The organism is Streptomyces sp. NPDC088732 (assembly GCF_044751205.1).
In the GTDB taxonomy this organism is placed as follows: domain Bacteria; phylum Actinomycetota; class Actinomycetes; order Streptomycetales; family Streptomycetaceae; genus Actinacidiphila.
In genome coordinates, this window is the sequence record NZ_JBIVLI010000016.1 from 39,909 (window position 1) to 63,376 (window position 23,468).

Annotated in this window: 24 protein-coding genes and 1 pseudogene; 11 read left to right on the forward strand and 14 right to left on the reverse strand. The window is 73.5% G+C overall.

Translation table 11 applies throughout. The features are described 5' to 3' along the window. Positions 1–198, reverse strand: a 198-nt coding sequence (locus tag ACIP9H_RS25920; RefSeq protein WP_401961114.1) for a hypothetical protein, incomplete at its 3' end; no start/stop codon positions are given. Positions 199–399: 201 nt separating this feature from the next. Between ACIP9H_RS25920 and ACIP9H_RS25925 the strand changes: the two genes are divergently transcribed. Next, the gene (locus ACIP9H_RS25925; protein WP_401588732.1) at positions 400–1,998 is read left to right on the forward strand and encodes a sulfatase; all 1,599 of its coding nucleotides are present in this window, start codon (positions 400–402) and stop codon (positions 1,996–1,998) included. A 17-nt stretch (positions 1,999–2,015) separates the two neighbouring features. Here the strand turns inward: ACIP9H_RS25925 and ACIP9H_RS25930 are convergent, their stop codons facing one another. Beyond that, positions 2,016–2,330, reverse strand: a complete 315-nt coding sequence (locus ACIP9H_RS25930; RefSeq protein WP_401588729.1) for a hypothetical protein — start codon at positions 2,328–2,330, stop codon at positions 2,016–2,018. Between the two features lie 117 nt (positions 2,331–2,447). Next, the gene (locus tag ACIP9H_RS25935; RefSeq protein ID WP_401588726.1) at positions 2,448–2,852 is read right to left on the reverse strand and encodes a hypothetical protein; all 405 of its coding nucleotides are present in this window, start codon (positions 2,850–2,852) and stop codon (positions 2,448–2,450) included. A 204-nt stretch (positions 2,853–3,056) separates the two neighbouring features. On the opposite strand from ACIP9H_RS25935, the gene ACIP9H_RS25940 reads away from it, so the two are divergent. Continuing rightward, the gene (locus ACIP9H_RS25940; protein ID WP_401588723.1) at positions 3,057–4,022 is read left to right on the forward strand and encodes a DUF1152 domain-containing protein; all 966 of its coding nucleotides are present in this window, start codon (positions 3,057–3,059) and stop codon (positions 4,020–4,022) included. Here the strand turns inward: ACIP9H_RS25940 and ACIP9H_RS25945 are convergent. After that, positions 3,961–5,832 carry a sensor histidine kinase gene (locus tag ACIP9H_RS25945; RefSeq protein ID WP_401588721.1) on the reverse strand — a complete coding sequence of 624 codons (1,872 nt, stop codon included), beginning with the start codon at positions 5,830–5,832 and terminating at the stop codon, positions 3,961–3,963. The two genes, ACIP9H_RS25940 and ACIP9H_RS25945, sit on opposite strands and share 62 nt — an antisense overlap. Continuing rightward, positions 5,829–6,527, reverse strand: coding sequence for a response regulator transcription factor (locus tag ACIP9H_RS25950; RefSeq protein ID WP_401588719.1), 699 nt, complete (start codon positions 6,525–6,527; stop codon positions 5,829–5,831). Before ACIP9H_RS25950 ends, ACIP9H_RS25945 begins: the two co-directional genes overlap by 4 nt. Before the next feature lie 123 nt (positions 6,528–6,650). Here ACIP9H_RS25950 and ACIP9H_RS25955 point away from each other — a divergent pair, with 123 nt between their 5' ends. The 5 genes from ACIP9H_RS25955 to ACIP9H_RS25975 all read left to right on the forward strand — a co-directional run bounded on the left by ACIP9H_RS25955 (position 6,651) and on the right by ACIP9H_RS25975 (position 11,251). Next, positions 6,651–7,286, forward strand: coding sequence for a hypothetical protein (locus ACIP9H_RS25955; protein WP_401588717.1), 636 nt, complete (start codon positions 6,651–6,653; stop codon positions 7,284–7,286). Continuing rightward, entirely contained in the window at positions 7,279–8,406 is a 1,128-nt protein-coding gene (locus ACIP9H_RS25960; protein ID WP_401588714.1) for a hypothetical protein, read from the forward strand. The genes ACIP9H_RS25955 and ACIP9H_RS25960 overlap by 8 nt, the downstream gene beginning before the upstream one ends. Next, the gene (locus ACIP9H_RS25965; protein ID WP_401588711.1) at positions 8,403–9,113 is read left to right on the forward strand and encodes an ABC transporter ATP-binding protein; all 711 of its coding nucleotides are present in this window, start codon (positions 8,403–8,405) and stop codon (positions 9,111–9,113) included. The genes ACIP9H_RS25960 and ACIP9H_RS25965 overlap by 4 nt, the downstream gene beginning before the upstream one ends. Then, on the forward strand, positions 9,110–10,306 hold the full coding sequence (locus ACIP9H_RS25970; protein WP_401588709.1) for an ABC transporter permease: 1,197 nt from the start codon (positions 9,110–9,112) through the stop codon (positions 10,304–10,306). The genes ACIP9H_RS25965 and ACIP9H_RS25970 overlap by 4 nt, the downstream gene beginning before the upstream one ends. Positions 10,307–10,852: 546 nt before the next feature. Then, complete coding sequence (locus ACIP9H_RS25975; RefSeq protein ID WP_360905005.1) at positions 10,853–11,251, forward strand: helix-turn-helix transcriptional regulator; 399 nt, start codon at positions 10,853–10,855, stop codon at positions 11,249–11,251. 21 nt (positions 11,252–11,272) lie between these two features. On the opposite strand, the gene ACIP9H_RS25980 is transcribed toward ACIP9H_RS25975, so the two are convergent. Together ACIP9H_RS25980 and ACIP9H_RS25985 are read right to left on the reverse strand one after the other, a co-directional pair. Beyond that, positions 11,273–12,451 (reverse strand): NAD-dependent formate dehydrogenase, encoded by a 1,179-nt coding sequence (locus ACIP9H_RS25980; protein ID WP_401588706.1) that lies wholly within the window; start codon positions 12,449–12,451, stop codon positions 11,273–11,275. Between the two features lie 115 nt (positions 12,452–12,566). Continuing rightward, on the reverse strand, positions 12,567–13,511 hold the full coding sequence (locus ACIP9H_RS25985; RefSeq protein WP_401588704.1) for a LysR substrate-binding domain-containing protein: 945 nt from the start codon (positions 13,509–13,511) through the stop codon (positions 12,567–12,569). A 78-nt stretch (positions 13,512–13,589) separates the two neighbouring features. On the opposite strand from ACIP9H_RS25985, the gene ACIP9H_RS25990 reads away from it, so the two are divergent. After that, positions 13,590–14,006, forward strand: a complete 417-nt coding sequence (locus ACIP9H_RS25990; RefSeq protein ID WP_401588701.1) for a hypothetical protein — start codon at positions 13,590–13,592, stop codon at positions 14,004–14,006. 95 nt (positions 14,007–14,101) lie between these two features. Then, positions 14,102–14,959, forward strand: coding sequence for a class II glutamine amidotransferase (locus ACIP9H_RS25995; RefSeq protein WP_401588699.1), 858 nt, complete (start codon positions 14,102–14,104; stop codon positions 14,957–14,959). Between the two features lie 43 nt (positions 14,960–15,002). Here the strand turns inward: ACIP9H_RS25995 and ACIP9H_RS26000 are convergent, their stop codons facing one another. Beyond that, positions 15,003–15,704: a Clp protease N-terminal domain-containing protein gene (locus tag ACIP9H_RS26000; RefSeq protein ID WP_401588696.1), complete on the reverse strand. Its 702-nt coding sequence runs from the start codon at positions 15,702–15,704 to the stop codon at positions 15,003–15,005. Between the two features lie 196 nt (positions 15,705–15,900). On the opposite strand from ACIP9H_RS26000, the gene ACIP9H_RS26005 reads away from it, so the two are divergent. Together ACIP9H_RS26005 and ACIP9H_RS26010 are read left to right on the forward strand one after the other, a co-directional pair. Next, positions 15,901–16,788, forward strand: coding sequence for a hypothetical protein (locus tag ACIP9H_RS26005; protein WP_401588694.1), 888 nt, complete (start codon positions 15,901–15,903; stop codon positions 16,786–16,788). 73 nt (positions 16,789–16,861) lie between these two features. After that, positions 16,862–17,872, forward strand: a complete 1,011-nt coding sequence (locus tag ACIP9H_RS26010) for a trypsin-like serine peptidase (protein ID WP_401588692.1) — start codon at positions 16,862–16,864, stop codon at positions 17,870–17,872. Positions 17,873–17,893: 21 nt separating this feature from the next. Here ACIP9H_RS26010 and ACIP9H_RS26015 read toward each other — a convergent pair whose 3' ends face one another. The 6 genes and pseudogenes from ACIP9H_RS26015 to ACIP9H_RS26040 form a co-directional block, all read right to left on the reverse strand. Next, positions 17,894–18,685 carry a maleylpyruvate isomerase family mycothiol-dependent enzyme gene (locus ACIP9H_RS26015; protein WP_401588689.1) on the reverse strand — a complete coding sequence of 264 codons (792 nt, stop codon included), beginning with the start codon at positions 18,683–18,685 and terminating at the stop codon, positions 17,894–17,896. Between the two features lie 113 nt (positions 18,686–18,798). After that, complete coding sequence (locus ACIP9H_RS26020; RefSeq protein ID WP_401588686.1) at positions 18,799–19,806, reverse strand: ABC transporter permease; 1,008 nt, start codon at positions 19,804–19,806, stop codon at positions 18,799–18,801. Next, positions 19,803–20,738: an ATP-binding cassette domain-containing protein gene (locus ACIP9H_RS26025; protein ID WP_401588684.1), complete on the reverse strand. Its 936-nt coding sequence runs from the start codon at positions 20,736–20,738 to the stop codon at positions 19,803–19,805. Before ACIP9H_RS26025 ends, ACIP9H_RS26020 begins: the two co-directional genes overlap by 4 nt. Further along, a complete protein-coding gene (locus ACIP9H_RS26030; protein WP_401588681.1) occupies positions 20,735–21,175 on the reverse strand; it encodes a GntR family transcriptional regulator in 441 nt (146 codons plus the stop codon). The genes ACIP9H_RS26025 and ACIP9H_RS26030 overlap by 4 nt, the downstream gene beginning before the upstream one ends. A gap of 179 nt (positions 21,176–21,354) precedes the next feature. Beyond that, positions 21,355–21,657, reverse strand: a pseudogene (locus ACIP9H_RS26035) (transglycosylase SLT domain-containing protein); the annotation flags it as partial. 915 nt (positions 21,658–22,572) lie between these two features. Continuing rightward, the gene (locus tag ACIP9H_RS26040) at positions 22,573–23,382 is read right to left on the reverse strand and encodes a putative protein N(5)-glutamine methyltransferase (RefSeq protein ID WP_401588678.1); all 810 of its coding nucleotides are present in this window, start codon (positions 23,380–23,382) and stop codon (positions 22,573–22,575) included. Between the last annotated feature and the right edge of the window lie 86 nt (positions 23,383–23,468).

The following is a 23,468-nucleotide window of genomic DNA, read 5'->3' on the forward strand; positions in this document are numbered from 1 at the left end:
GCCCAGGCCGAACGAACCGGCCACGCCGAAACAGAAGAGCCCGACGCCGACAACCCCCCAGCCGAACAGGCCGAAACCACCGGCGAAACCGACACAGCCCAAGCCGCTCAGGCAGAGCCCGGCGAAGCCGACACAGCCCAAGCCGAACGCGGCAAGCCCGCCGAAGCCGACCAGGCCCAGGCCGAACGAACCGGCCACGCCGAAACAGAAGAGCCCGACGCCGACAACCCCCCAGCCGAACAGGCCGAAACCACCGGCGAAACCGACACGGCCCGGGCCGACAACGCCCCCGCCGAGCAGGCGGAGGGCACCACCGGCGGCGGGGACGCCGGGACCGACGGTTCCCGCCAGGCGGGGTGGCGGGCCCGGTATCCGCGCGCGGCGCGGGGCATCTCGGGGGTGACGACCGCGCTGGCCGCGGTCCTCGTGCTGGGTGCCGTGCTGCTGCCGGCCGCCCCGGGCGAGCTGACGGTGGCGCGGTTCGCGCGGATCCCGGCGGAAGCCGTCATCGCCGCCGGGGTGGCGCTGCTGCTCCCGCGGCGGCCGCGGCGGGTCGCCGCCGCGGTCGCCGGTGTCGTCCTCGGGCTGCTGACGATCCTGAAGTTCCTCGACATGGGCTTCTTCTCGGTGCTCTACCGCCCCTTCGACCCGGTGCTGGACTGGACCCTGGTCGGTGACGGCGAGGAGTACCTGAAGGAGACCTCGGGCCAGGCCTACGCCATTGCCGCCGTGGTCGGGGCGATCCTGCTCGTCGTGGTGCTGCTCGTGCTGATGACGCTGGCCGTCGTGCGGATGAGCACGGTCGTCAACCGGCACCGCCTCGTGGCGACCCGCAGCACGCTGGTGCTGGGGACGCTGTGGATCGCGCTGGCGGCCTTCGGAGTGCAGGTCGCGGGTAATCCGCTCGCGGCGAAGACCACGGTGGACCAGGCGTCGAACCACCTCCACTCGGCGCGCGCGAGCCTGGCGGACGGGGAGAAGTTCGCGAAGGAGGCGGCGGTCGACCCGTTCGCCGACGTGCCGCCGGACCAGTTGCTGAGCGGGCTGCGCGGCAAGGACGTCATCTTCGCGTTCGTGGAGAGCTACGGCCGCAGCGCGGTGGAGTCCCCGGAGATGGCGCCCCAGGTGGACGCGATGCTCGCGGACGGCACGCGCCGGCTGGAGGCGGCCGGCTTCTCCTCGCGGAGCGCGTTCCTCACCTCGCCGACGTTCGGCGGCGGGAGCTGGCTGGCGCACTCGACGTTCCTGTCGGGGCTGTGGATCGACAACCAGCAGCGCTACCGCACCGTCACCTCCAGCGACCGGCTGACCCTCACCGGCGCCTTCCAACGCGCGGACGCCTGGCGCACGGTGGGCATCATGCCGGGTGTCATCCGGTCCTGGCCGGAGGCGAAGTTCTACGGCCTGGACAACGTCTACGACTCGCAGCACCTCGGCTACAAGGGCCCCAACTTCAGCTGGTCGCCGGTGCCGGACCAGTACAGCCTGGAGGCGTTCCAGCGGCTGGAGCACGGCAAGACGCACGACAAGCCGCTGATGAGCGAGATCATCCTGGTCTCCAGCCACCGCCCCTGGGCGCCGATCCCGCGGACGATCGGCTGGGACGACATCGGTGACGGCTCGGTCTTCAACGCCATCAACAAGGAGGGGAAGAACCCCGACGACGTGTGGAAGAGCGCGCACTCGGTGCGCCAGGAGTACGCCAAGTCCATCGAGTACACGGTGGGCAACCTGGTGTCCTGGGTGGAGCGGTACGGCAACGACAACACCGTGCTGGTCTTCCTCGGCGACCACCAGCCCACCACGATGGTCAGCGGCGAGAACCCCAGCCACGACGTGCCGATCTCCATCGTCGCCCACGACAAGGACGTGCTCGACCGCATGGCGGGCTGGGGCTGGCAGGACGGGCTGCAGCCGCATCCGGACGCGCCGGTGTGGCGCATGGACACCTTCCGCAACCGCTTCCTGAGCACGTACGGGGCGAAGACCGCGCCGTAGCGCGGCCTTCGCGTGACTCAGCCGACGAGGGCCCGGGTGATCTGCTGGACGTTGTTCCAGCTGTTGTTGCCCGGGCCCTCGTACGTGTTGGCGCTGTTCGGTGAGCCGATGACGTTGTTGGGGTTGCCGCTGTTGTTCGTGGTCCCGTTGATCGTGACGTTCTGGCTGTTGTGCAGATTTCCGCTGTTCACTGGACCGTTCGCGCAGAACCGCGCGTCGGGTGTGCAGCGGGCGCGGATGTCGTCGGGCGCGGCGAGCGCCGGGGCACCGGCACACAGCAGCAGGGTCCCGGCGCCGGCGGTCACCAGGGCGTATCGCACGGCTCGTGTCATCGCAGACCTCTCGATCCTCACGCCCCCCGTGGGCGGAATCAGCACATGCGCCACCATTGTCCGACGGACCCCCGTGCCCGACCACCCGGCGCCGCGGACGGCGGGGCGGCCGGGCGGCTAGCGGCCGCGGCCGCCGTGCCCCCGGATGACCTGGGTGGAGTTGGAACTGTCCACGGCGTCGCCGTTGACCTCGTTGTTGGAGCCGGTGGAGCCGTTGGAGCTGGACAGGTTGCCGCTGTTGTTGGGGTTGCCGCGGTTGACGAAATTCCCGCTGTTGCGGCTGTTGCCGCTGCGGACCGGCCCGTTCACGCAGGTCACCGGCCCGTGGTAGGTGAAGCCGATCAGCGGTCCGCAGACCACGGCGGGGCCGGCCTGGAGCACCGTGCCGACGTCCGCGCCCGCCACCGCGTGCAGCAGCGACGGTTCGGGGTGCACCCCCTGGGCGGCGGCCTCACCGGGCGCGGTGCCCAGCACACCGAGGGCTCCCGCGACGACGGCTCCCACTTGGGCGATCCTGTTCACCGTTCCCCGAATCCCTCGGCCCCTCGGGCCGCAGGGCCCTTGTCGTACGACTCCGACACGGCGGTTATACACCGCTTGTCCCGCCCCGTCCGGCGGTCCGCCGCCCGCTCCGGGGCAGCCGTCCGCAACCCGCCGCGGTTTTCCCCCGAACGGCCCAACGTTTCCCCCGGGCGGCCGCTCCGGAAGGGCTGTTACCGTCCTCCGGTGTTCTCCCTTGACGAGCCGGCCCTCTTCACCCGGTTGCGGGACGCCCGGCGGGTGCTCGTGGCCGGGGCGGGCGGCGGATTCGACGTGTACGCGGGACTCGCGCCTGCGCTGGCGCTGCGCGCGGCCGGCAAGGAGGTGGTGCTGGCCAACCTGTCGTTCGCGGACCTGTACGGCCTGGACACGGACGTGTGGGTGGAGCCCGGAGTGGCCGCGGTCCGCCCGGACACCGCGGCGCGCGGCACGTACTTCCCGGAACGGACCCTGGCGCGCTGGCTGGAGCTGCACGGGATGCCGTCCACGGTCTACGCGCTGGAGCGGGCGGGCGTGGAGCCGCTGCGCGCGGCCTACCGGGCGCTGATCGAGCACGTGGGCGGGGTCGACGCGATCGTGCTGGCCGACGGCGGCACCGACATCCTGATGCGCGGCGACGAGAGCGGCCTCGGCACCCCCGAGGAGGACATGGCGAGCCTCGCCGCCGTCGACGGGCTCACCGGCGTGGCCGAACGCCTCGTGCTGTGCCTGGGTTTCGGCGTGGACGCGTACCACGGCGTCAACCACGCCCTGGTGCTGGAGAACCTGGCCGCCCTCGAACGGGACGGCGCCTACCTCGGCGCGTTCTCCCTGCCGCGCGACAGCCGGGAGGGAGCGCTCTACCTGGACGCGGTCGCGCACGCGCAGGCCGCGACGCCCGACCACCCGAGCATCGTCAACGGCTCCGTGGCGGCGGCGGTGCGGGGCGAGTTCGGGAACGTCCGGTTCACCGAGCGCACCCGGAACAGCGAGTTGTTCGTCAATCCGCTGATGGCGCTGTACTTCTGCGTGGACGCCGTCGGCCTGGCCCGCCGCAACCTCTACCTGGACCGGCTGGAGGGCACGCAGCTCACCCGGCAGATCAGCTCGATCATCGAGGAGTTCCGCGACGGGCTTCCCCGTCAGCGCCCGCCCCGGACGTTCCCGCACTGACCGGCAGCCGCAGGGTGAAGACCGAGCCGGCGCCGAGGGTGCTCCCGGCGGTGACCGTGCCGCCGTGGGCGTGCGCGAGGTTGCGGACGATGGCGAGGCCGAGGCCGCTGCCGCCGGTGCTGCGGCTGCGGGACTTCTCGGCGCGCCAGAACCGGTCGAAGACATGCGGCAGGTCCTCCGGGCCGATGCCGGTGCCGGTGTCGGCGACCGCGACGAGCACGGTGTCCCCGTCGCGCCGGCCGCGCAGGGTGACGCTGCCGCCGGGCGGGGTGTGGCGGACGGCGTTGGAGACCAGGTTGCCGACCGCCTGACGCAGCCGCACCGGATCGGCGTGCAGGTCGCCGAGGCCGTCGGCGGCGTCCACGGCGAGGACCACCCCGGCCTTGTCGGCGCGGCCGCGGTGCGCGGTGGCGACCTGGCGCAGCAGGTCGGCGAGGTCCACCGGGCCCTTGTGGAGCCGCAGTTCACCGGCGTCCGCGGCAGCGAGGTCCTGGAGGTCGTCCACGACGTGCTGGAGCAGCAGCGCCTCCTCCAGCAGCGAGGAGATCAGCGGCCCGTCGGCGGGGACGATGCCGTCCTCGGCGGCCTCCAGCCAGCCGCGGATGGTGCTGAGCGGGGTCCGCAGCTCATGGGCCACGTCCCCGACCATGGCGGTGCGCAGCTGCTCCAGTTCGGCCCGGCGCCGGGACATCTCGTTGAAGACCTCCGCGAGCCGGCTGATCTCGTCGCGGCCGGTGACCGCCACCCGTACCGTGACGTCACCGTCCTTGAACCGCCGGGCGGCCCCGGTCAGGGCCCGCAGCGGCCGGACGAGGCGCAGGCCCAGGACGACGGTGACCGCGACCGTGAGCAGCAGGACACCCCCGACGACGCCCGCGATGCGCACCCGGTTGGGCGCGGACAGGTCGAAGGGGGAGGAGGGGACGGCGGCCTCCGGGTCGGGGGCGCCGACGAACAGCAGCGCGGGCGGCGCGACGTACGGGGTCAGCTGCTCGCGGCGGGCGGTGGCCAGGCACTGCGCCTGCGTGCGCCGGGCCGCCGGGCTCCGGGACCCGGTGGTCGTCCAGGTCAGGTCGAGGGCGAGCTGCACGGGCGGGGCGTCGCGTCGGGCGAGGCAGGTGTCGGCCAGGGTGTTGAGCCGGGCGAGCGCACGGGCCTCGGTGGCCGTGGGCTCGCCCAGGCCGGCCGCCTCGCAGCGGGAGCCGGTGGGCGGCTGGACGAGGTACGTCTGCAGCCGCGGCCGCCCGCTGGGCGTGGTGGTGACGGTGGCCTCGATGCCGAGGACGTCGTGCAGGCAGGCCGCCTCCCGCTGGGCCAGTTCCCTCAGGTGGTCGCGTTCGGCGGGCGGCAGCCGGAACGGGCCGACCGCGCGCGGGTCGATGCGGTCGGAGTCGCCCGCGCCGGGCACGAAGACGGAGTCGACCGCGAGCGGGTCCACGGTCGCCGACGCCCGCTCCGGCAGCGGCACGGAACGGCTGCCGGACCCGTCGGCGGAGGCGGCCGGGGCGGCGGAGTCGACGAACGGGCGGCGGTCCTGGTCGGTGAGGGCGATGCGGTGCCCGGTCTCCCGGGCCAGCCGGTCGACCAGTGGCTGCGCCCCGTGCCAGTCGTCCTGGCGCGCCGCGAGTCCCAGCAGCGCGTCGTAGATCCGCGCGTCGTCGGCGAAGACCTGGCCCTGCTCCTGGTGGATCGCCCGCGCGGTGGTGCGGACGGCCAGCCAGGCGGTCGCGCCGATCGAGCAGACGGATATCAGCACGGACAGCACGAGCAGCCGCAGGACCAGGCTGCCGCGCCGGCCCGGCCGCCTCACGCGTCCCCCGCGAGCTTGTAGCCCACGCCGTAGACGGTGAGCAGGCGTATCGGGCGGGCGGGGTCCGGCTCGATCTTGCGGCGCAGGTTCATCACGTGCGTGTCCACCGTGCGTACGGTGAAGTAGCGGCCGGTTCCGTGCAGTTGCGCCAGGATCTGCTCGCGGGAGAAGACCCGGCCCGGCTGCTCCGCGAGCGTCTCCAGCAGCCGGAACTCCCCTGGTGTGCAGTCGACCGGCTCGCCGTCGCAGCTCACCTCGTGGCGCACCGGGTCGACGGCGAGGCCGCCCACGGTCAGCACGGGGTCGGGGCGGGGGGCGGCGGCCGGCGCGGGGCGGGCCCGCCGCAGCAGGGTCCGCACCCGGGCGACCAGCTCGCGCGGGCTGTAGGGCTTGGCCATGTAGTCGTCGGCGCCCAGGTCCAGGCCGAGCAGCAGGTCGTCCTCGGTGCAGCGGGCCGTGAGCATGAGCACCGGCAGGTCGGACTCGCGGCGCAGGATGCGGCAGACGTCGAGTCCGTCGACCTTGGGCATCATCACGTCCAGGACGAGCAGGTCGGGCGGGTCGCGGCGCAGTTCCTCCAGCGCGGCGCGGCCGTCGTGGACGACGGTGACCGTGTGGCCCTCGTGCTCCAGGTACAGGCGGACCAGCTGGGCCTGCTTGGTGTCGTCCTCGGCGACCAGGATGCGTGCGCTCATGCCGGGAGTATAGGTATGACAAATTACGCGTTTCCCTGGTCGCGGGTGCTTCCGGGACGGGACCAAGGGACCGCGAACGCTTCCTGACAGGTTCCCCACATTCGCCGCCCACGATGGGGCGGCATGACCCGTTCACGCATCCCCCGGCCCCTGGGGGCCGCCGCCGTGCTGGCCGCCGCGCTGCTGCTCACCGGCTGCGGAGGCTCCTCCGCACCGGCCGGCGACACCGCCGCCGGCAAGGACGACGTCGCCTCGCTGCAGACCGCCTCCGCCCCGGCCGCCCCCGCCGACGAAGCGCCCTCCTCGTCGGCCGCCGCCCCCTCGGCCGACGCCCCCTCCCCGGCCGCTGACGGCAACGGCCGCCCGCAGCTCCGCCTCGACATGACCGACGCCGAGACCCAGGTGTACTGGGAGGGCTACTGGAAGTGCCTCAAGGAGCACGGGCACAAGATGATCCTTCAGCGCGGCCCCTACTCCGTCGACCAGAACGACAACAGCCCCACCGCCAAGGCCGCGGAGAAGGCCTGCGCGGGGCAGATGCCCCTCCAGCCGCCCGAGACCGAGCGGGAGACCAACCCGCACTTCGACGAGGACTACCGCGACTACGTGGCCTGCCTCAACGACGGCGGCCTGCACGTCGTGGCACTCCCCGGCAACACCGGCTGGACGTACAAGGGCCAGAACACCCTGAGCGAGGAGAAGGCGGCGGACCTCGACCTGAGTTGCAAGGTGAAGTCGTTCGGCGGCGGGAATGGCTGAGCACCGCCTCCACCTCCGCCGCAGACACCGGTTCACGGTGACCCTGGCCGTCCTGCTGACCGCCGGCACGGCCGGCGCGGGCACCGTCGCCTGGAACGCACGGGCCGGCAGCCAGCACGCCGCGCCCGAGGACCCGGTCCGCGTCCACACGGCGAAGGTGGCCAGGACCGACCTGTCGACCCGGCGCACGATGCCCGGCACCCTCGGCTACGGCCGCCCGCTGCCCCTGCGCGGCAAGGGCGCGGGCACGGTCACCCGGCTGCCGTCCCCCGGTACGCGGGCCGCCCGCGGCAAGCCCCTGTACTGGGTGGACGACCAGCCCGTCACGGCCTTCTTCGGCGACACCCCGTTCTTCCGCGCACTGGACAAGCCCGGCCTGCACGGCCGTGACGTGACCGTGCTGGCCGACAACCTCAGGGCCCTGGGGTACGACACCGGCGACACCGGGTGGTCGTCCCGCGACGCGGCCACGGCGGGCGGTGCGACCGGCGGGGACGAGTTCACCCCCGCCCTCAGCGCCGCGCTCAAGCGGTGGCAGCGCGACACCGGCCGGCAGGCGACCGGCACTCTCCCCCTCGGCCGGGCCGTGGTCCTGCCGGGACCGGTACGGGTCAACACGGTCACCGCCGTCCTCGGCGACCCCGCGGAAGGGGACCTGCTGACGTACAGCGCGACGGGCAAGTCCGTGTCGGTCACCGTGGACGCCACCGACGTGGGCGCCATCCGCACCGGGCAGGCCGTCACCGTCGTCCTGCCCGACAACCGGGAGATCCCGGCCACGGTCACCGTGGTCGCCCGCGCCGTCCAGGGCAGCTCCTCCGAGGAGGATCAGGCGCAGGCCGGGCCGCCCACGGTCGCCGTCACCGTCGTGCCGCGGCGGGCCGCGGACGTGCAGGCGCTGGACTCGGCCTCCGTGCAGGTCCGGTTCACCAGCACCGAACGCAAGGGTGTCCTCACCGTCCCCGTCACCGCGCTCGTCGCGCTCCGCGAGGGCGGGTACGCGGTGCAGCGGCCCGGGGGAGCGCTCGTCGCGGTGCGGACCGGGATGTTCTCCGACGGCGTGGTCGAGATCAGCGGACCGGGCGTGGCGGAGGGCATGACCGTGGTGACGGCCTCATGAGCCGGCCCCCCGCCGCGCCCGTCCTCGTCGTGCACGAGGTGACCAAGACCTATCCCGGCGGCGTCACGGCCCTGGACCGGGTGTCGCTCACCGTCGGGGAGGGCGAACTGCTCGCCATCCTCGGCCCGTCCGGGTCCGGCAAGTCCACCCTGCTGCACCTCATGGGCACCCTCGACCGGCCGAGCTCCGGCTCCGTCGAGATCGCCGGGCACGCCGTCTCCGGGCTGGACGACGGGCGGCTGTCCGCGCTGCGCGCCCGGCTGCTCGGCTTCGTCTTCCAGCACTTCCACCTCACCGACGGCCTCGACGCGGCGGAGAACGTCGCCACCGGCCTGCTGTACGCGGGCGTGCCGCGCCGGCTGCGGCGCCCGCGCGCCGAGGAGGCACTGGCCCGGGTGGGCCTGGCGCACCGCACCCGCCATCTGCCGCACCAGCTGTCCGGCGGTGAACGGCAGCGGGTCGCCATCGCCCGCGCCCTGGTCAACGAGCCCGCGCTGGTCCTCGCGGACGAGCCGACCGGGGCCCTGGACAGCGCCAACGGGCAGGCCGTGCTGGACCTGCTGACCGCGCTCAACCAGGAGGGCACCACCATCGCGGTCATCACCCACGACCGGGACGTCGCCGCCCGGCTGCCGCGCCGGGTCGAACTGCGCGACGGCCGCGTGTCCTCCGACACCACCCGCACCCCCGCCGGGAGCCCCGCATGAACCAGCGCATCAGGCTCGCCCCCCTGGACGTCCTGCGGCTGGGCCTGCTGGGCCTGCGCACCCGCAGGACCCGCGCCGCACTGTCCGCGCTGGGCATCGCCATCGGCATCGCCACGCTCGTCGTCGTCACCGGCATCCCCGCCTCCAGCCAGCGGGCGCTCATGGACGAACTGTCCGCGCTGGGCACCAACATGCTGCGCGCGCAGCCCCCGCCCTCGGGCAGCGGGCCGCAGGCGCTGCTCCCCGAGGCGGCCGACGCGATGGCCGCCCGCATCGGCCCCGTCACCAGCGCGAGCGCCGTCGCCAACACCCATGCGACGGTGCGGCGTTCGGATCTGGCCGACCCGAACGACTCGATCGGGATGACCGTGCTGGCCGCCAGGACCAATCTGCTGGGCACGATCGGCGGCAGCATGGGGTCCGGCCGGTTCCTCAGCCCGGCGACCGAGCACTTCCCGACCGCCGTCCTGGGCCACCGCGCCGCGTCCCGGCTGGGCTTCGACCGGATCGTCCCGGGCAGCGAACCGCTGGTGTCCGTCGACGGCCACGCGTTCACCGTCATCGGTGTGCTCCGGTCGATGCCGCTCACCCCCGAACTGGACACCGCCGTCCTGGTCGGCTGGGACGCCGCCCGCGACACCCTCGGCTTCGACGGCCATCCGACGGTGATCTACGTGAAGGCGGTCGAGTCGCGGATCGAGGCGGTGCGCGACGTACTGCCCGCGACCGTCAACCCCGAACTGCCCGGCCTGGTGCAGGTCAGCCGCCCCTCGGACGCGCTGGCCGCCAAACGCGCCACACAGCACACCTTCTCGGCCCTCTTCCTCGGCCTGGCCGGGGTCGCCCTGCTGGTCGGCGGGATCGGCGTGGCCAACACCATGGTGGTCTCCGTGCTGGAGCGGCGCCGCGAGATCGGGCTGCGCCGGGCCCTGGGCGCCAACCGCCGCCAGATCCGCGGGCAGTTCCTCGCGGAGTCCGTCGCCCTGTCCGCCCTGGGCGGCCTGACCGGCACCGTGCTCGGCGCGGCGGCGACCGCCGGCTACGCGCTCTCCCGGTCATGGCCGCCCGTCCTGCCACCACTCGCGCTCGCCGCGGGCGTACTCGGCGCGGTCGTCGTCGGCGCCGCCGCAGGCGTCTACCCCGCGGTACGCGCCTCACGGCTGCCCCCGACGGAGGCACTGGCCGCGGTGTGACACGCCCCGGGGCCGTCGGACCGCGCCGGGCGTACTCGGGGGCGCGGCCGCGGGCGTCCAGGGCGCCAACCGCCGCCAGATCCGCGGGCGGTTCCTCGCGGAGCCCGCCGCCCTGTCCGCCCTGGGCGGCCTGACCGGCACCGTGCTCGGCGCGGTCGTCATCGTCGCCGCCGCAGGCGTCTACCCCGCGGTACGCGCCTCACGCACTGCGGTGTGACACGGCCCCGGGGGCCGTGCGGGAGCGGTGCCGCGAGATCGGGCTGCGCCAGGCAGTTCCTCGCGGAGCCCGTCGCCCCGCGCGTGCCGGGCGTCCACCCCGCGGTACGCGCCGGAGGCACCGACACCGCGCGACCCGGCCGCACCGCGCCGCCCAGGGCGCCAACCGCCGCCAGACCCGTGGGCAGTTCCTCGCGAGCCCGCCGACCCGGGCGGGCTCGGGCGGGCATCCACCGCCCGCGGTACGCGCCGGACGCACCGGCGGCGGCGCCACGGCTCCGGGGTGGAGGGCGGGATATCGTCGGGCCGAGGCGAGAGGAATCCGACGACATGCCCTCCTACACCATCGGCCAGGCAGCCCGGCTGCTCGGCGTCAGCCCCGACACCGCGCGCCGGTGGGCCGACGCCGGGCGGGTCGCCACGCACCGCGACGAGGGCGGCCGCCGGCTCATCGACGGCCGCGACCTCGCCGCGTTCTCGGTGGAGCTCGCCCGCACCGGGGGAGGCGGTGAGGACGAGGTGGGGCACACCTCGGTCCGCAACGCCTTCCCCGGCATCGTCATCGCCGTGAAGCTGGGGGACGTCGCGGCCCAGGTGGAGATCCAGGCCGGCCCGCACCGGCTGGTCTCCCTGCTCACCCGCGAGGCCGTGGAGGAACTCGGCCTGGAGGTCGGCATGGAGGCCACCGCCCGCGTGAAGTCCACCAACGTGCACATCGACACGGTCTGACGGGGCCCGGGCCGGCCCCTGTCAGGAGGAGCTGCCCGCCGAGGCGTTCGTCGAGTACGAGTGCGCGCCGGTCCCGGCCAGCGCGCCGCCGTCGACGATCAGGTACTCGTCGCGGATCGGCTTGCCGTCGAACCAGGACTCCAGGATCTCCCGGGTGCCGGCGGCGTACCGGGCCTGCGCCGACAGCGAGGAACCCGAGATGTGCGGGGTCATGCCGTGGTGCGGCATGGTCCGCCAGGGGTGGTCGGCCGGCGCGGGCTGCGGGTACCAGACGTCGCCCGCGTACCCGGCCAGCTGGCCGCTGCGCAGCGCCCGGTCGATGGCGTCGCGGTCGGCGATCCGGGCCCGCGCGGTGTTGATCAGGTACGCGCCGCGCTTCATGGTGCCGAGCAGCTCGTCCCCGAACAGGCCCTCGGTCTCCGGGTGCAGCGGCGCGTTGATGGTGACGACGTCGCAGTGCGGCACCATCGAGGCCGTGTCCGCGTGCCAGGTCAGGCCGAGCTCGCGCTCGGTCTCCTCCGGGAGCCGGTGCCGGTCGGTGTAGTGCAGCTTGACGTCGAAGGGCGCCAGCCGGCGCAGCACCGCGAGCCCGATGCGGCCGGCCGCGACCGTGCCGACGTGCATGCCCTCCAGGTCGTAGCTGCGGGCCACGCAGTCCGCGATGTTCCAGCCGCCGTCCAGCACCACCTTGTAGGAGGGCAGGTAGTTGCGGACCAGGGACAGCGTCATCATCACCACGTGCTCGGCGACGCTGATGCTGTTGCAGTAGGTCACCTCGGCGACGGTCACCCCGTGCGCGATCGCCGCGTCCAGGTCGACGTGGTCCGAGCCGATGCCCGCGGTGACCGCCAGCTTGAGGTTCTTGGCGGCGGCGATGCGCTCGGGGGTGAGGTAGGCGGGCCAGAAGGGCTGCGAGATCACGACGTCGGCGTCCGGCAGCTCGCGGTCGAAGACCGACCCGTCGCCGTCCTTGTCGGAGGTGACCACCAGCGTGTGGCCCCGGCTCTCCAGGAAGCGGCGCAGGCCGAGCTCACCGGTGACGCTGCCGAGCAGATGGCCGGGGGTGAAGTCGGTGTCCTGCGGGGTGGGCGTGGTCTGGCCGCCGGGGTAGTGGTCGATGCGCGGCAGGTCGTCGCGGGCGTACGTGGTCGGGTATCCGTCGGTCGGGTCGTCGTACAGGACGCAGAGCACCTTGGCCATGATCGCGGCTCCTCAATACCGTTGCCGGAAGGTGCCTTTCACGATCCTCGCCCGAGATTCCGCAGGTCAAAGCGATTGTGGCTATGCCGGGATAGCCGACTCCTATCACCGGCGGTCACGGCCGCCGCAGGTGGCTGCGGAGCAGTTCGTCCAGCGCGTCCCGCACCCCCGCCTCACGTGCCACCTCCAGCAGCGCCCCGCCGAGCACGGACCCCGGCTCGTGGTCCGCGACGACCAGCCCCACCCGCGGCCCCCGCGCCGGGCCCCGCAGCGGCAGCACCCGCATGCCGTCGGGCACCCCGAACATGTGCAGCCAGGCGTGCGAGATGACGCTCGACCAGCGGCCGCCCGCCAGGTGCGCGTACAGGCCGGCCACCGTGTCGGACTCCACCGCCGGGTCCGCCGACACCCCCTCGGCGGCGAAACACCCGTCGATGATCCGGCGGTTGCGCATCCGCGGCGCCAGCAGGCACAGCGGCAGCGTCGCGACCTGCGCCCAGCTCACCTTCTCCGCCGGCTCCGGGCCGAGGACGGCGCCGGCGCCGTCCGCGGGCGTCAGCAGCACGTAACGCTCCTCGTACAGCGGGAACTTGCGGACGTGGACGAGCGCGTCGTCGTCCAGGTACGTCATCGCCACATCGAGCTCGAAGTCGGCCAGCCGGCGTGTTATGTCCCCCGAGGACAGCGACTCCAGGCTCACCCGCGCCCGCGGGTGCCGGGCGCAGAAGGGCGTGGTCAGCAGCGACGCGGAGGTCAGCGCGGTGGGGATCGCGCCCATCCGCAGCGTGCCGCTCAACCCGCCGCGCATCTCCGACAGTTCCTGCCGCAGCGCGTCCCGCTCCGCCAGGATGCGGTGCCCCCAGGCCAGCACCCGTTCCCCCTCGGGGGTCAGGCCCTCGAAGCGGCGGCCGCGCATCACGATCGGCACCCCGAGTTCGTGCTCCAGTTTCCGTATCGCCGCGGACAGCGAGGGCTGGGAGACGTAGCAGGCCTGCGCGGCGCGGGCGAAGTGCCGTTCGCGGGCGAGCGCGACCAGGTACTCCAGTTGACGAAGCAGCATGCAGCGGAGCCTACGGACCGGGCGGCCCCGGGGGCTCCCCCCGCGGCGGATCCGGACCGCTGACATACCATCCGCCGCATGGGGAGAACACAGAACGCACTGCTCGGCGGTGCGGTGGGGGTCGCGGCGCTGGCACTGGCCGCGGGCGGCTACGTCCTGGGGGCGTCGGAGGACAGCGCCGCCGAGGAACGAGCGGCGTCCTGCGCCGACGCGCGGCAGGCGTTCACGACGCTGACCGCGCAGGTGCGCTCGGCGCAGCACCGGGAGAACGGGGGGTCCGACGCGGACTACGCCCAGTGGCACGGCTTCGAGCAGGGCCGTATCCGCATCCTGTTCACCGCGGTCGCGCAGAACCCGGCGTGCTTCGACACCGTCACACGCGCGACGGCGACCGTCCTCGCGGGCGGCCCGAAGGCAGGGGACGAGGCGCAGTGGGACGTGGCGCTGTGCACGATCATCGGCACCAAGGACGAGGACTGCGCCGTCACCGAATGAGCCGCCACGGGCCCTCGGCCTGCGGCGGGGCCCGCGGAGGGGTAAAGAGGTATAAGGAGGGAAAGAGGGGACACCCGGGGAAGAGGGTGGTGCTGATGTGCCGGTGGCTGGCCTACACGGGCACGCCGATGCTGCTCGACAACATTCTGTACAAGCCCCAGCACTCTCTGATCGACCAGAGCCTGCACTCCCGCATGGGTGTCGAGACGACCAACGGCGACGGCTTCGGCATCGGCTGGTACTCCCCCGGACTGGAGACCCCGGGGATCATCCGCGACACCGGCCCGGCCTGGAACAACCGCAATCTGCGGGAGATCGCGCACCACGTCACCTCGCCGACCTTCTTCGCCCACGTACGGGCCTCCACGGGCACCGCGATCCAGCAGACCAACTGCCATCCCTTCCGGGTGGGCCGCTGGCTGTGGATGCACAACGGCGCGATCACCGACTTCCACCGGCTGCGCCGCGACCTGTCGCTCGCCATCGACCCCGCGCTGTTCTCCCGGCTGGAGGGGTCCACCGACTCCGAGGTGATGTTCCTGCTCGCCCTCAGCATGGGCCTGGACCAGGACGCGCCGGCCGCCGTCGCGCGCATGGTGGGCCTCGTCGAGGAGGTCGGCCGCAGGCACGGGGTGGAGTTCCCCATGCAGATGACCGTGGCCACGACCGACGGCCAACGGCTGTGGGCGTTCCGCTACTCCAGCGAGGGCCGTTCGCGCTCGCTGTTCTACAGCAGCCGCGTGAAGTCCCTGGAGGAACTGCACCCCGACCTGTGGTGGCTGCACGACGTCTCGCCGTCGACCCGGCTGATCGTCTCCGAACCCCTGGGGGACCTGCCGGACGCCTGGCACGAGATGCCGGAGAGCACGTACGGCGTCGTCCAGCCGGGCCGCGACGAACTGCTGCCCTTCGTCCCGCTGCCGTGCGACCCGCGCGACACCGCCCTGGTCTGACGTCGCGCGGGCGGCGGCCTGCGGCAGGGCGAAGCCGCACAGGCTAGTTGCCGCGGGCGGCGGCGGCCGCCGCGACCATCTCGGTGACGGCGGTCTCCGTCGTGAACTTGTCGATGCCGAGGGAGGTGAGCGGGCCGGTGCCGTCCTCGAGTTCGAGGAGGGCGAGCAGGATGTGCTCGGTGCCGATGTAGTTGTGGCCGAGGCGCAGCGCCTGGCGGAAGGTGAGTTCGAGGGCCTTGCGGGAGCGGAGGTCGTAGGGGACGACCTCGGGGACGGCCTCGCCGGCGGCGGGGGGCAGCGCGGCGGTGAGGTGTTCGCGGACGGCGGGGAGGGGGTGGCCCTGCGCGGTGAAGACGCGGGCGGCGATGCCCTCCGGTTCGGAGAGCAGGCCGAGGGCGAGGTGCTCGGGGGTGATCTCGGCGTGGCCGGCGGTGCGGGCCTCGGTGTGGGCGGCCATGACGGTGCTGCGCGCGCGGGGTGTGAAGCGGCTGAAGCCCTGGCTGGGGTCGAGGTCGGGGACGAAGCGCTTCTGGGCGGCCTGCTTGGTGACGCCCATGCTCTTGCCGATGTCGGTCCAGGAGGCTCCGGAGCGGCGGGCCTGGTCGACGAAGTGGCCGATGAGGTGGTCGGCCACCTCTCCGAGGTGCTCCGCGGCGAGGACCGCGTCGGAGAGCTGGTCGAGCGCGTCGGGGTGGGCCTTCTTGATGGCCTCGATCAGGTCGTCGAGGCGGATGGGTTGCGTCATGCGTCAACGGTAGGTTGACGCATCGCATGCGTCAACCTGAAGTTGACGATTGCATCCGGCCGATCCGGGAATCGTCACGGTCGCGTCTCGGCGCGATCACGTCCGAACCGGTCGGGAACGCCGTCCGTGGCAGGGGTGTGCAACCGCCCCGGGGACGCCGGGGCGCCGACCGAACCGATACCCCGGGGGTACTCAGATGTTCCGCACTCGCGCCACCGCGCTCGCCTCCCTCGCCGCCGCGAGCCTGCTCCTGCTGTCGGCCTGCAGCAGCGGGGCCACCACCCCGTCGAGCGCGCCGACCGCCGGCGCCGCCGACCTGTCCTTCCGCACCGGCACGGCTCAGCAGAACAACGCACAGCCGAACACCGGCGACCTCGCGCCGGGTGCCGCCCCCGCCGCGGCCGCGCGGAAGCCGGTGGCCCGCACATGGGTGCAGTTGTCGGCCGGCAGGGCCGGGGCGCTGGACCCGGTGGTGCTCAACGGTGCCGGTTTCACGCTCTACCGCTTCGACAACGACTCGGCGAATCCGTCGAGGTCGACCTGCTTCGACGCCTGCGCGAGCACGTGGCCGCCCTACCTGGTCGCCAAGGGCGGCAAGGTCTTCATCGACGGCATCCGGAAGTCGGCGATCGGCTTCATCCCGCGCGACGGTGCCTTCCAGGTGACGATCGGCGGCTGGCCGGTCTACCTCTTCAGCAAGGACACCAAGCCCGGCGACACCAACGGGCAGGGCGTCGGCGGCACCTGGTTCGGCGTCACCCCGGACGGGCAGAAGGCCGGCCAGACCGCGGGCGGCGGCCAGAACGGTCAGAACGGCGGCCAGAACAACGGCGCGAGCCCCTCGGTCGCGCCCGCGACCAGCGCCACGTTCTTCGACACCGCGAACTTCGCCGACCCGGCCGAGGGCATCACCGGCCCGGGCTGCCGGCCGGTCCGCTTCTCCGGCTCCCTGCAGATCAGCGGCTTCGCCAAGATCTGGGACGGCCCCGACTGCACCGGCAACTCGCTGGTCGTGCAGGGCAACGTCAACGACCTGGCGGCGATCGGCTTCCCGGCAGTGAAGTCCGTCCGCTTCTTCAACTGACCGACGCCCCGCGGCCTTCGGGGCGGAAGCCTCCGCCCCGGACGTGCCCCTCCGTACCCGAGGAACCACGACGATGCGCACCGTACCCCGGCGTCCGTGGACCGGCGTCTGCCTGACGGTCCTGCTCGCCCTGGCCGCCGTGACCGGCTGCTCCGGCCCGGCACGGCAGGCGCTGCCCGGCTTCTCCAACCCCTTTGTCCCCGGCCTGTGGACAACGGAGCGGATGGCCGGGGCCGCCGCGGCGGACCCCCGCGTGCCCGCCGGCCTCGGCGCCGACGCGGGCGGGACCGACCCGGAACCGGCGCCCGTCGCGGCCGTGCCCGAGCGCACGCCGTACCGCGCCTCCGCTCCCGTGCTGGGCAGGGTCTTCTTCGACACCCCCCAGGGGCCGGCCGTCTGCTCCGGCACCGCGGTCGAGGACCCGGCCCGCCCGGGCCGGTCCGGACTGGTGTGGACGGCGGGGCACTGCGTGCACGGCGGTGCCGGGGGCACCTGGTACCGCAACATCGTCTTCGTGCCCTCGTACAACGACCGGGGTCTGCTCGGCGGCGACCGGGCGGCCGCCGGGGCGGACGTGATCGCGCCCTTCGGGATGTGGTGGGCGGACCGGGCCGCGACCTCCGCGGAGTGGACCGCCGAGGGTGCCGCCAGCGGCGGCGCCGGTTCACCGGGCGACTACGCGGTGCTGCACGTGAGCATGCCGGGCCGCGGCGCGTCCCTCCAGGAGACGACCGGTGCGGCCGCTCCCGTCTGGTTCGACGCCCCGCCGACGGCCGCCGTCCCCGCGATGAAGGCCTGGGGCTACCCGGCGGCCGCGCCCTTCGACGGGGAGCGGCTGTTCTCCTGCCAGGACCGTCCCGGACGGCTGTCGCTCCGCGCCGACCGGGCGTCGCTCTACCGCATCGGGTGCACGATGACCGCCGGCGCCTCCGGCGGCGGCTGGTTCGCCGAGCGGCCCGACGGCACGCTCGCGCTCGTCAGCGACACCTCCATCGGCCCGCCGGCTGCCACGTGGATCGCCGGCCCGCGCCTCGGCGCGGAGGCGCGGTCGGTGTACGAGTCGGTCGCCGCGGGCGCGGGCTGAACGGTCCCGGGGCACCGCGCCTCAGGGCGCGGTGAACAGCGACGGGAAGCCCGGCGCGAGCCACGGCCTGCGCCCCCAGGCGAGGATCTTGCCGCGGGCCATGGCGCCGGTGGCGGTGCGGCGGCCGAGCGCGATGAGCAGGAACGTCACGGGCTCGGCGACGATCGTCACATCGGGGCGGCCCGGGAGTTCCGGCGTGACCCGCGCCGCGCCGTCGGTGAAGGTGACGGCGAAGCGGGAGCCGCCGCGGACCCGCAGGTCGTAGCAGGCGGAGTGGCCGGCGGCCGCGGCGCTGAGGACGCGGGGCATCGCGGCCATGACGAACGGCACGGTCGCCTCCACAGCCGCCGCGTCGACCATGTGCGGGCGGCGCAGCGCGGCGGCGATGTCCCAGCCGTGGCCGAGCATGTGCGCCACCAGGTAGGACCCGAGGGTGGCCAGGTCCATCGGGCCGAGCGGGGTGACGACGGGCCGGTCCGCCGGGCGGACGGCCGCGGCGTCGGCGAACGCCTCGGCGTGCCGCACGATGCCCTCGGCCAGCACGGCCGGGTCGCGCTCGGTGAACACCTCGAGCGAGGCCGCGTTGGCGGCCGCGAGGCTGCCGGCGGTGCCGTCGCCGTAGGGCCGCTCGTGGCCCTCCGCGAGCGCCGCCATCAGCTCGTTGGCCAGCATCAGGTGTGCCGCCGCCTCGCCCACGGTCCACTGCGCCCCGGGGATGCGTACGGCAGGGTCCGCGCCGGAACGGAGCAGTTCGGCGATCCGCCCGGCGGTGGCGTGGACGGCTGCGGTGACCTGCGGAGCGGCGGATGTCATGGAGGAGAAGGGTGGCCGAGGCGGGTCTGCCTGTAAAGACCCGTGACGCGCCCCGGACCCGGACCCCGCCCTGGTGAGGGGCGCGAGCCGGGTCCGGGGGACACCGTGCGGGATCAGACCAGTCGCCTGCGGCCCCGGACGACGACGACCGCGACGACGACGGCGGTGAGGCCGAACAGGATGCCCGCGCCGAGCCACTGCATCGACGACAGCTGCGAGATGGGCAGGTACTTCGTCGACCAGCCGACCACGTCCGCCTTGCGCAGGCAGACCTCGATGGCCTTCTCGTTCGCCTCGTGGGCGCAGGTGCTCCAGCCCATCAGCTTGCCGGACCCGGTGATGTAGTTGGAGTCGATCTCGTACGCGCCCGCCGGCAGCGTGGGGGACTGGCCCGGCAGGCCCGCGGCGTGGTGGGTGGTCGCGTTGATCGGGGAACCCAGGTTCATCCGGGACAGGCTCCAGGCGACCTCCACGGCGATCGAGACGAAGAAGGTCACCACCATCGCCGTCAGCGTGCGCCGCGCCAGCATGCCGACGAGGACGCCCAGGGCGACGAGGAAGAGGGTGAGCGCCACCGCGACCGGACCGGTGGTGTTGAAGTAGGTGCCCTCGGTCCAGCCCGCCTGGTTCTTCACCGGAGCCCACCACCAGGTGTACGCGGCCGAGATCAGCGCGGTGCCGGCGACCAGGAGGACCCCGGTGATGACGAGCTTGGTGCCGATCCACCGCACCCGGCTCACGGACTGCGCGGCGACGAGCTTCGCGGTGCCGTTCTCCAGGTCGGGGGCGAGCAGGGGGGCGCCGACGAAAACGGCGAGGAGTACGGGGACGCAGCTGAGTGTCAGGCCCGCCTGGGTCAGTTGCTGGGAGTAGGCGTTGAAGCCATGGGCCCACTCGTCGCCCTTCAGGTGGGGCCAGCCGTACTGCGCGAGGTAGTCCGTCAGCCGGGACCGCTGCCACGCGACACCGGCCAGGCAGGCCAGGGTCAGGGCGACCAGGGTCCAGTACGCGGCGCGGTGCTGCCGCCACACCAGCCAGGTCATGCCGCTCAGGTGCGGGCGGCGCGGGCTCTTCGCGGCCGGGGCCGCGACGGGGGTCCTGGGGTCGGTCACGGTGCTCATGCCGCCACCGCCACGCGGGCCGTGGGGCTGATCAGCGCGGGCGCCCCGGGGTTGCGCAGGTAGGCGAGCAGGAGTTCCTCCAGGTTCGGGGTGTCGGTCTGCCACGGGGCGCCGACCGGACCGTCGGGACGTATGAGGGCGGTGAACTGCCGCCCGTTGACGCGGGACTCGACGAAGGTGTGCCGCTCCAGGCCGGCCGGCAGGCCCTGCCCGCCGTCGGCGACACCGGTCAGCAGGGCGTGGGCGGACAGCAGTTCGTCCACGTCGCCGGCGAGGCGCAGCCCGCCGCCCGCGATGACCATGAGGTAGTCGCAGATGCTGCCCAGCTCGGCGAGCATGTGCGAGGACATCAGGACGGTCGTGCCGTGCTCGGCGACCTCGGCCATCAGCAGGCTCATCATCTCGTGACGTACCAGCGGGTCCAGGTCGGACAGCGGCTCGTCGAGCAGCAGCAGGTCGGGGCGCTTGCCGAACGCGACGGCGAAGGCGACACGGGTGCGCTGGCCGCCCGACAGGGTGCCGACCCGGGCGCTCATCGGCACGTTTCCGGCGCGCACGATGCCCTCGGCGGCGGCCTGGTCCCAGCCGGGGTTCAGCTCGCGGCCCATGCGCAGCGTCTCGGCGACGGTGAAGCGCCGGTACAGCGGCTTCTCCTGGGCGAGGAAGGCGACCCGGCGGCCGGCCTCGGCCGACTCAGGGGCCGCGCCGAACACCCGCAGCGTGCCGGAGCTCGGCTCCAGCAGGTTGGCGGCGATGCTCATCAGCGTCGTCTTGCCCGCTCCGTTGGGTCCCACCAGACCGCAGATCCGGCCGGCCGGCAGCCGGAAGGAGCAGTCCTGCAGCGCCCAGCCGCGCCGGTACTTCTTCCCGACGCCGAAGGCCTCGATCGCCGACTCCTCCGGTGGTCCCGGAAGGTCCATGCCGTCACTCATCCGTGCTTCCCGCTTTCCGTGTTCCCGTGCGTTTCCGCGCCCGCGGCGGCCGCCAGGGGTTCCGCGTACCGCTGCTCCAGTACCGATGTGACCAGGGCGGTCACGTCGTCCCGCTCCAGACCCGCGGCACGGGCCCGGAGCATCCACGCGTCGAGCTCGCCGCGCAGCGGCGAGTCCGGCCCGGCCTGCGGGCGGGCCAGGGACCGGCGGACGAACGTCCCCAGACCCGGCCGGGGCTCGACGAGCCCCTCCCGCTCCAGCTCGCGATAGGCCTTCAGCGTCGTGTTGGGGTTGACCGCACTGCTCTCCGCGACCTCTTTGGCCGTCGGCAGCCGGTCCCCGGGCACCAGCACACCGAGCCGCAGCGCCTGCTTGGTCTGCTGGACGATCTGCTGGTAGGCGGCGACGCCGCTCCGCCGGTCGATGCGGAACTCCACGTTCCCAGCACCACCATTCCACTACTTGATTAGTGGAACGATGATGCGCCGGGCCCGCGGCGGTGTCAAGCACGGACCCGGCGCCCGGTGCGGAAGCACAAAAAAGAGCGCCCCCCGGCAGTGGCACTGCCGGGGGCACTCTTCACGGGGACGCTGCGTGGGCGCTGTCGCGCGCGGCCTCAGTAGGCCGAGTTGACGTTGTCGATCGAGCCGTAGCGGTGCGCCGCGTAGTTGCAGGCCGCGGTGATGTTGGCGACCGGGTCGTAGATGTTGTGCGAGGTTCCGGGCACGTGGTACGTGTTGAACGTCGGGTCGATGACCTGCATGAGGCCCTTCGACGGGATGCCCTTGGCGGCGTTGCTGTCCCAGTTGTTGATCGCCTGGGGGTTGCCGGAGGACTCGCGCATCAGGTTCTTGTAGATGCCGTTGTACGTGCCCGGGATGCCGTTCTTGTGCATGACCTCCAGCGCCTGGTTGATCCAGGAGTTGACGGAGCCGGAGTGCGTCGGAGCGGCGGAAGCGGTGGGGGCCATGGCCACACCACCGGCGACGACGGCGGCGCTGGCGGCGACGACACCGAGGGACATCTTCTTGGCCTTGGCGGCGGAGGCGAACTTCGTCATGGCGGAGATCTGCATTCGTTTCTTTCCTTTTCCGTGGGGTACGCCATGAATTGTTGGCCCAATTCCTGACGGGGGTCAATGCCCCCCATTACGACCGCGATTAGTAGCCGCCTCAGGGTCCAAAGTCCCGCCGCCCAGTCACCGGACGGGAATTGGGGGCCGCCGACTACTAAGAACCCCGGACTGTGGCGTGCGCCATATCTGCCACGTCACACGCGAACCCGCACAAATCGCCCCTTGAGTGACCGGCGCCACGTGGCCCCGGTCACATATTTCGCCCCGATGTCGCGCTGCGCGCCCACTCGGTGGCACTGCGTGGCCCGTCCTGGACGGCACGAGCGCGCCGCGGGCTCCGCGCGCCGGGGAACGCCGCCCTGATGTGGGGGTGAGACCCCGGGCTGACGTGCGCGAACGTGCCGAGGGGCCGCCGTCCCGGCACCCGCATGCCGGGGCGGCGGCCCCTCGCCATCACCCCGCGCCCGCGCCGGGACCGGCCCGGGGACACCCCCCTTACGCGCGCATGCGCGGGCGCGCGGGCGCGGCAGAAAGAGGAAGCACGGAACCCGGACGGAAGGGGGCGCGGATTCCCCTCCGCCCGGGCAGGAGACTTTCCCTTCCGGGCGCCAGGACTTTCCACTCCAAGGGCCGGGACTTTCTCCCTCTCACGCTTTCCCGCGTTATTGCTTTCTGCCTTTCAGCGCCCGGGCCTTTCGGTGGCATGCCGACGGGACTTTGGTCCCGTCGCACCGTGGGACTTTTCTCCGACGGCCCTTGTCATTCCCGGGCGGCGGTCCCGACGATCACCGTGGCGTGCCATTCCCCGGAAACCGCGACGCGCGCCCGCAGACCGGCCCCGGTGACGGCGGCGACCGCCGCCGGGGCCTGCCGCTCCCCGGTCTCGAAGAGGAGGTGGCCGCCGGGCCCCAGCCAGTCGGGGGCGCCGGCGATGACACGGCGGAGGATGTCGAGGCCGTCCGGGCCGCCGTCGAGGGCGGTGCGCGGTTCGTGGTCGCGGGCCTCGGCGGGGAGCAACCCCACCGCGTCGGTGGGGACGTACGGGGCGTTGGCGACGAGGACGTCGACGCGGCCGCGCAGCCGCGCCGGCAGCGGCTCGTACAGGTCGCCCTCGTGGACGGTGCCGCCCGCGGCGGCGAGGTTGCGGCGGGCGCAGGCCACAGCGGCGGGGTCGATGTCGGCGGCGTGCAGCCGCGGCCGTTCCACCTCGGCGGCCAGCGCGGCGCCCACCGCGCCGGACCCGCAGCACAGGTCGACGACGACCGCGCCGGGGCGGGCCAGGCGAGCGGCCTCGCCGGCGAGGAACTCGGTACGGCGCCGCGGTACGAAGACACCGGGGTCGACGGCGATGCGCAGACCGCGGAACTCGGCCCAGCCGACGACCTGTTCTATGGGGAAGCCGGCCGCGCGGCGCTCGACCATGACGGCGAGTTCGGCGGGGCCGCCGGCGGCGGAGAGGAGCAGGCGCGCCTCGTCCTCGGCGAAGACGCAGCCGGCGGCGCGCAGCGCGGCGACGACGGCCTCGGGGTCGACCGGGGCGGGGGGCACGGAAGGAGGCAATGCGGGCATGAGGGCCTTTCGGGATGCCGAAGGGCGCTCCCGCGGTCTCCTATGCCGGGAGGGCAGCGGAGCCGTACGGGGGGAGCACCCAACCT

Excerpts from the sequence above, each read along its gene's own strand:
- ACIP9H_RS25975 (WP_360905005.1), top strand. The coding sequence starts at position 10,853 with ATGCCCTCCTACACCATCGGCCAGGCAGCCCGGCTGCTCGGCGTCAGC.
- ACIP9H_RS25955 (WP_401588717.1), top strand. The coding sequence starts at position 6,651 with ATGACCCGTTCACGCATCCCCCGGCCCCTGGGGGCCGCCGCCGTGCTG.
- ACIP9H_RS25995 (WP_401588699.1), top strand. The coding sequence starts at position 14,102 with ATGTGCCGGTGGCTGGCCTACACGGGCACGCCGATGCTGCTCGACAAC.
- ACIP9H_RS26015 (WP_401588689.1), bottom strand. The coding sequence starts at position 18,685 with ATGACATCCGCCGCTCCGCAGGTCACCGCAGCCGTCCACGCCACCGCC.
- ACIP9H_RS25990 (WP_401588701.1), top strand. The coding sequence starts at position 13,590 with ATGGGGAGAACACAGAACGCACTGCTCGGCGGTGCGGTGGGGGTCGCG.
- ACIP9H_RS26025 (WP_401588684.1), bottom strand. The coding sequence starts at position 20,738 with ATGAGTGACGGCATGGACCTTCCGGGACCACCGGAGGAGTCGGCGATC.
- ACIP9H_RS25960 (WP_401588714.1), top strand. The coding sequence starts at position 7,279 with ATGGCTGAGCACCGCCTCCACCTCCGCCGCAGACACCGGTTCACGGTG.
- ACIP9H_RS26000 (WP_401588696.1), bottom strand. The coding sequence starts at position 15,704 with ATGACGCAACCCATCCGCCTCGACGACCTGATCGAGGCCATCAAGAAG.
- ACIP9H_RS25980 (WP_401588706.1), bottom strand. The coding sequence starts at position 12,451 with ATGGCCAAGGTGCTCTGCGTCCTGTACGACGACCCGACCGACGGATAC.
- ACIP9H_RS25985 (WP_401588704.1), bottom strand. The coding sequence starts at position 13,511 with ATGCTGCTTCGTCAACTGGAGTACCTGGTCGCGCTCGCCCGCGAACGG.
- ACIP9H_RS25930 (WP_401588729.1), bottom strand. The coding sequence starts at position 2,330 with ATGACACGAGCCGTGCGATACGCCCTGGTGACCGCCGGCGCCGGGACC.
- ACIP9H_RS26010 (WP_401588692.1), top strand. The coding sequence starts at position 16,862 with ATGCGCACCGTACCCCGGCGTCCGTGGACCGGCGTCTGCCTGACGGTC.
- ACIP9H_RS26005 (WP_401588694.1), top strand. The coding sequence starts at position 15,901 with ATGTTCCGCACTCGCGCCACCGCGCTCGCCTCCCTCGCCGCCGCGAGC.
- ACIP9H_RS25970 (WP_401588709.1), top strand. The coding sequence starts at position 9,110 with ATGAACCAGCGCATCAGGCTCGCCCCCCTGGACGTCCTGCGGCTGGGC.
- ACIP9H_RS26040 (WP_401588678.1), bottom strand. The coding sequence starts at position 23,382 with ATGCCCGCATTGCCTCCTTCCGTGCCCCCCGCCCCGGTCGACCCCGAG.
- ACIP9H_RS25965 (WP_401588711.1), top strand. The coding sequence starts at position 8,403 with ATGAGCCGGCCCCCCGCCGCGCCCGTCCTCGTCGTGCACGAGGTGACC.
- ACIP9H_RS25950 (WP_401588719.1), bottom strand. The coding sequence starts at position 6,527 with ATGAGCGCACGCATCCTGGTCGCCGAGGACGACACCAAGCAGGCCCAG.
- ACIP9H_RS26020 (WP_401588686.1), bottom strand. The coding sequence starts at position 19,806 with ATGAGCACCGTGACCGACCCCAGGACCCCCGTCGCGGCCCCGGCCGCG.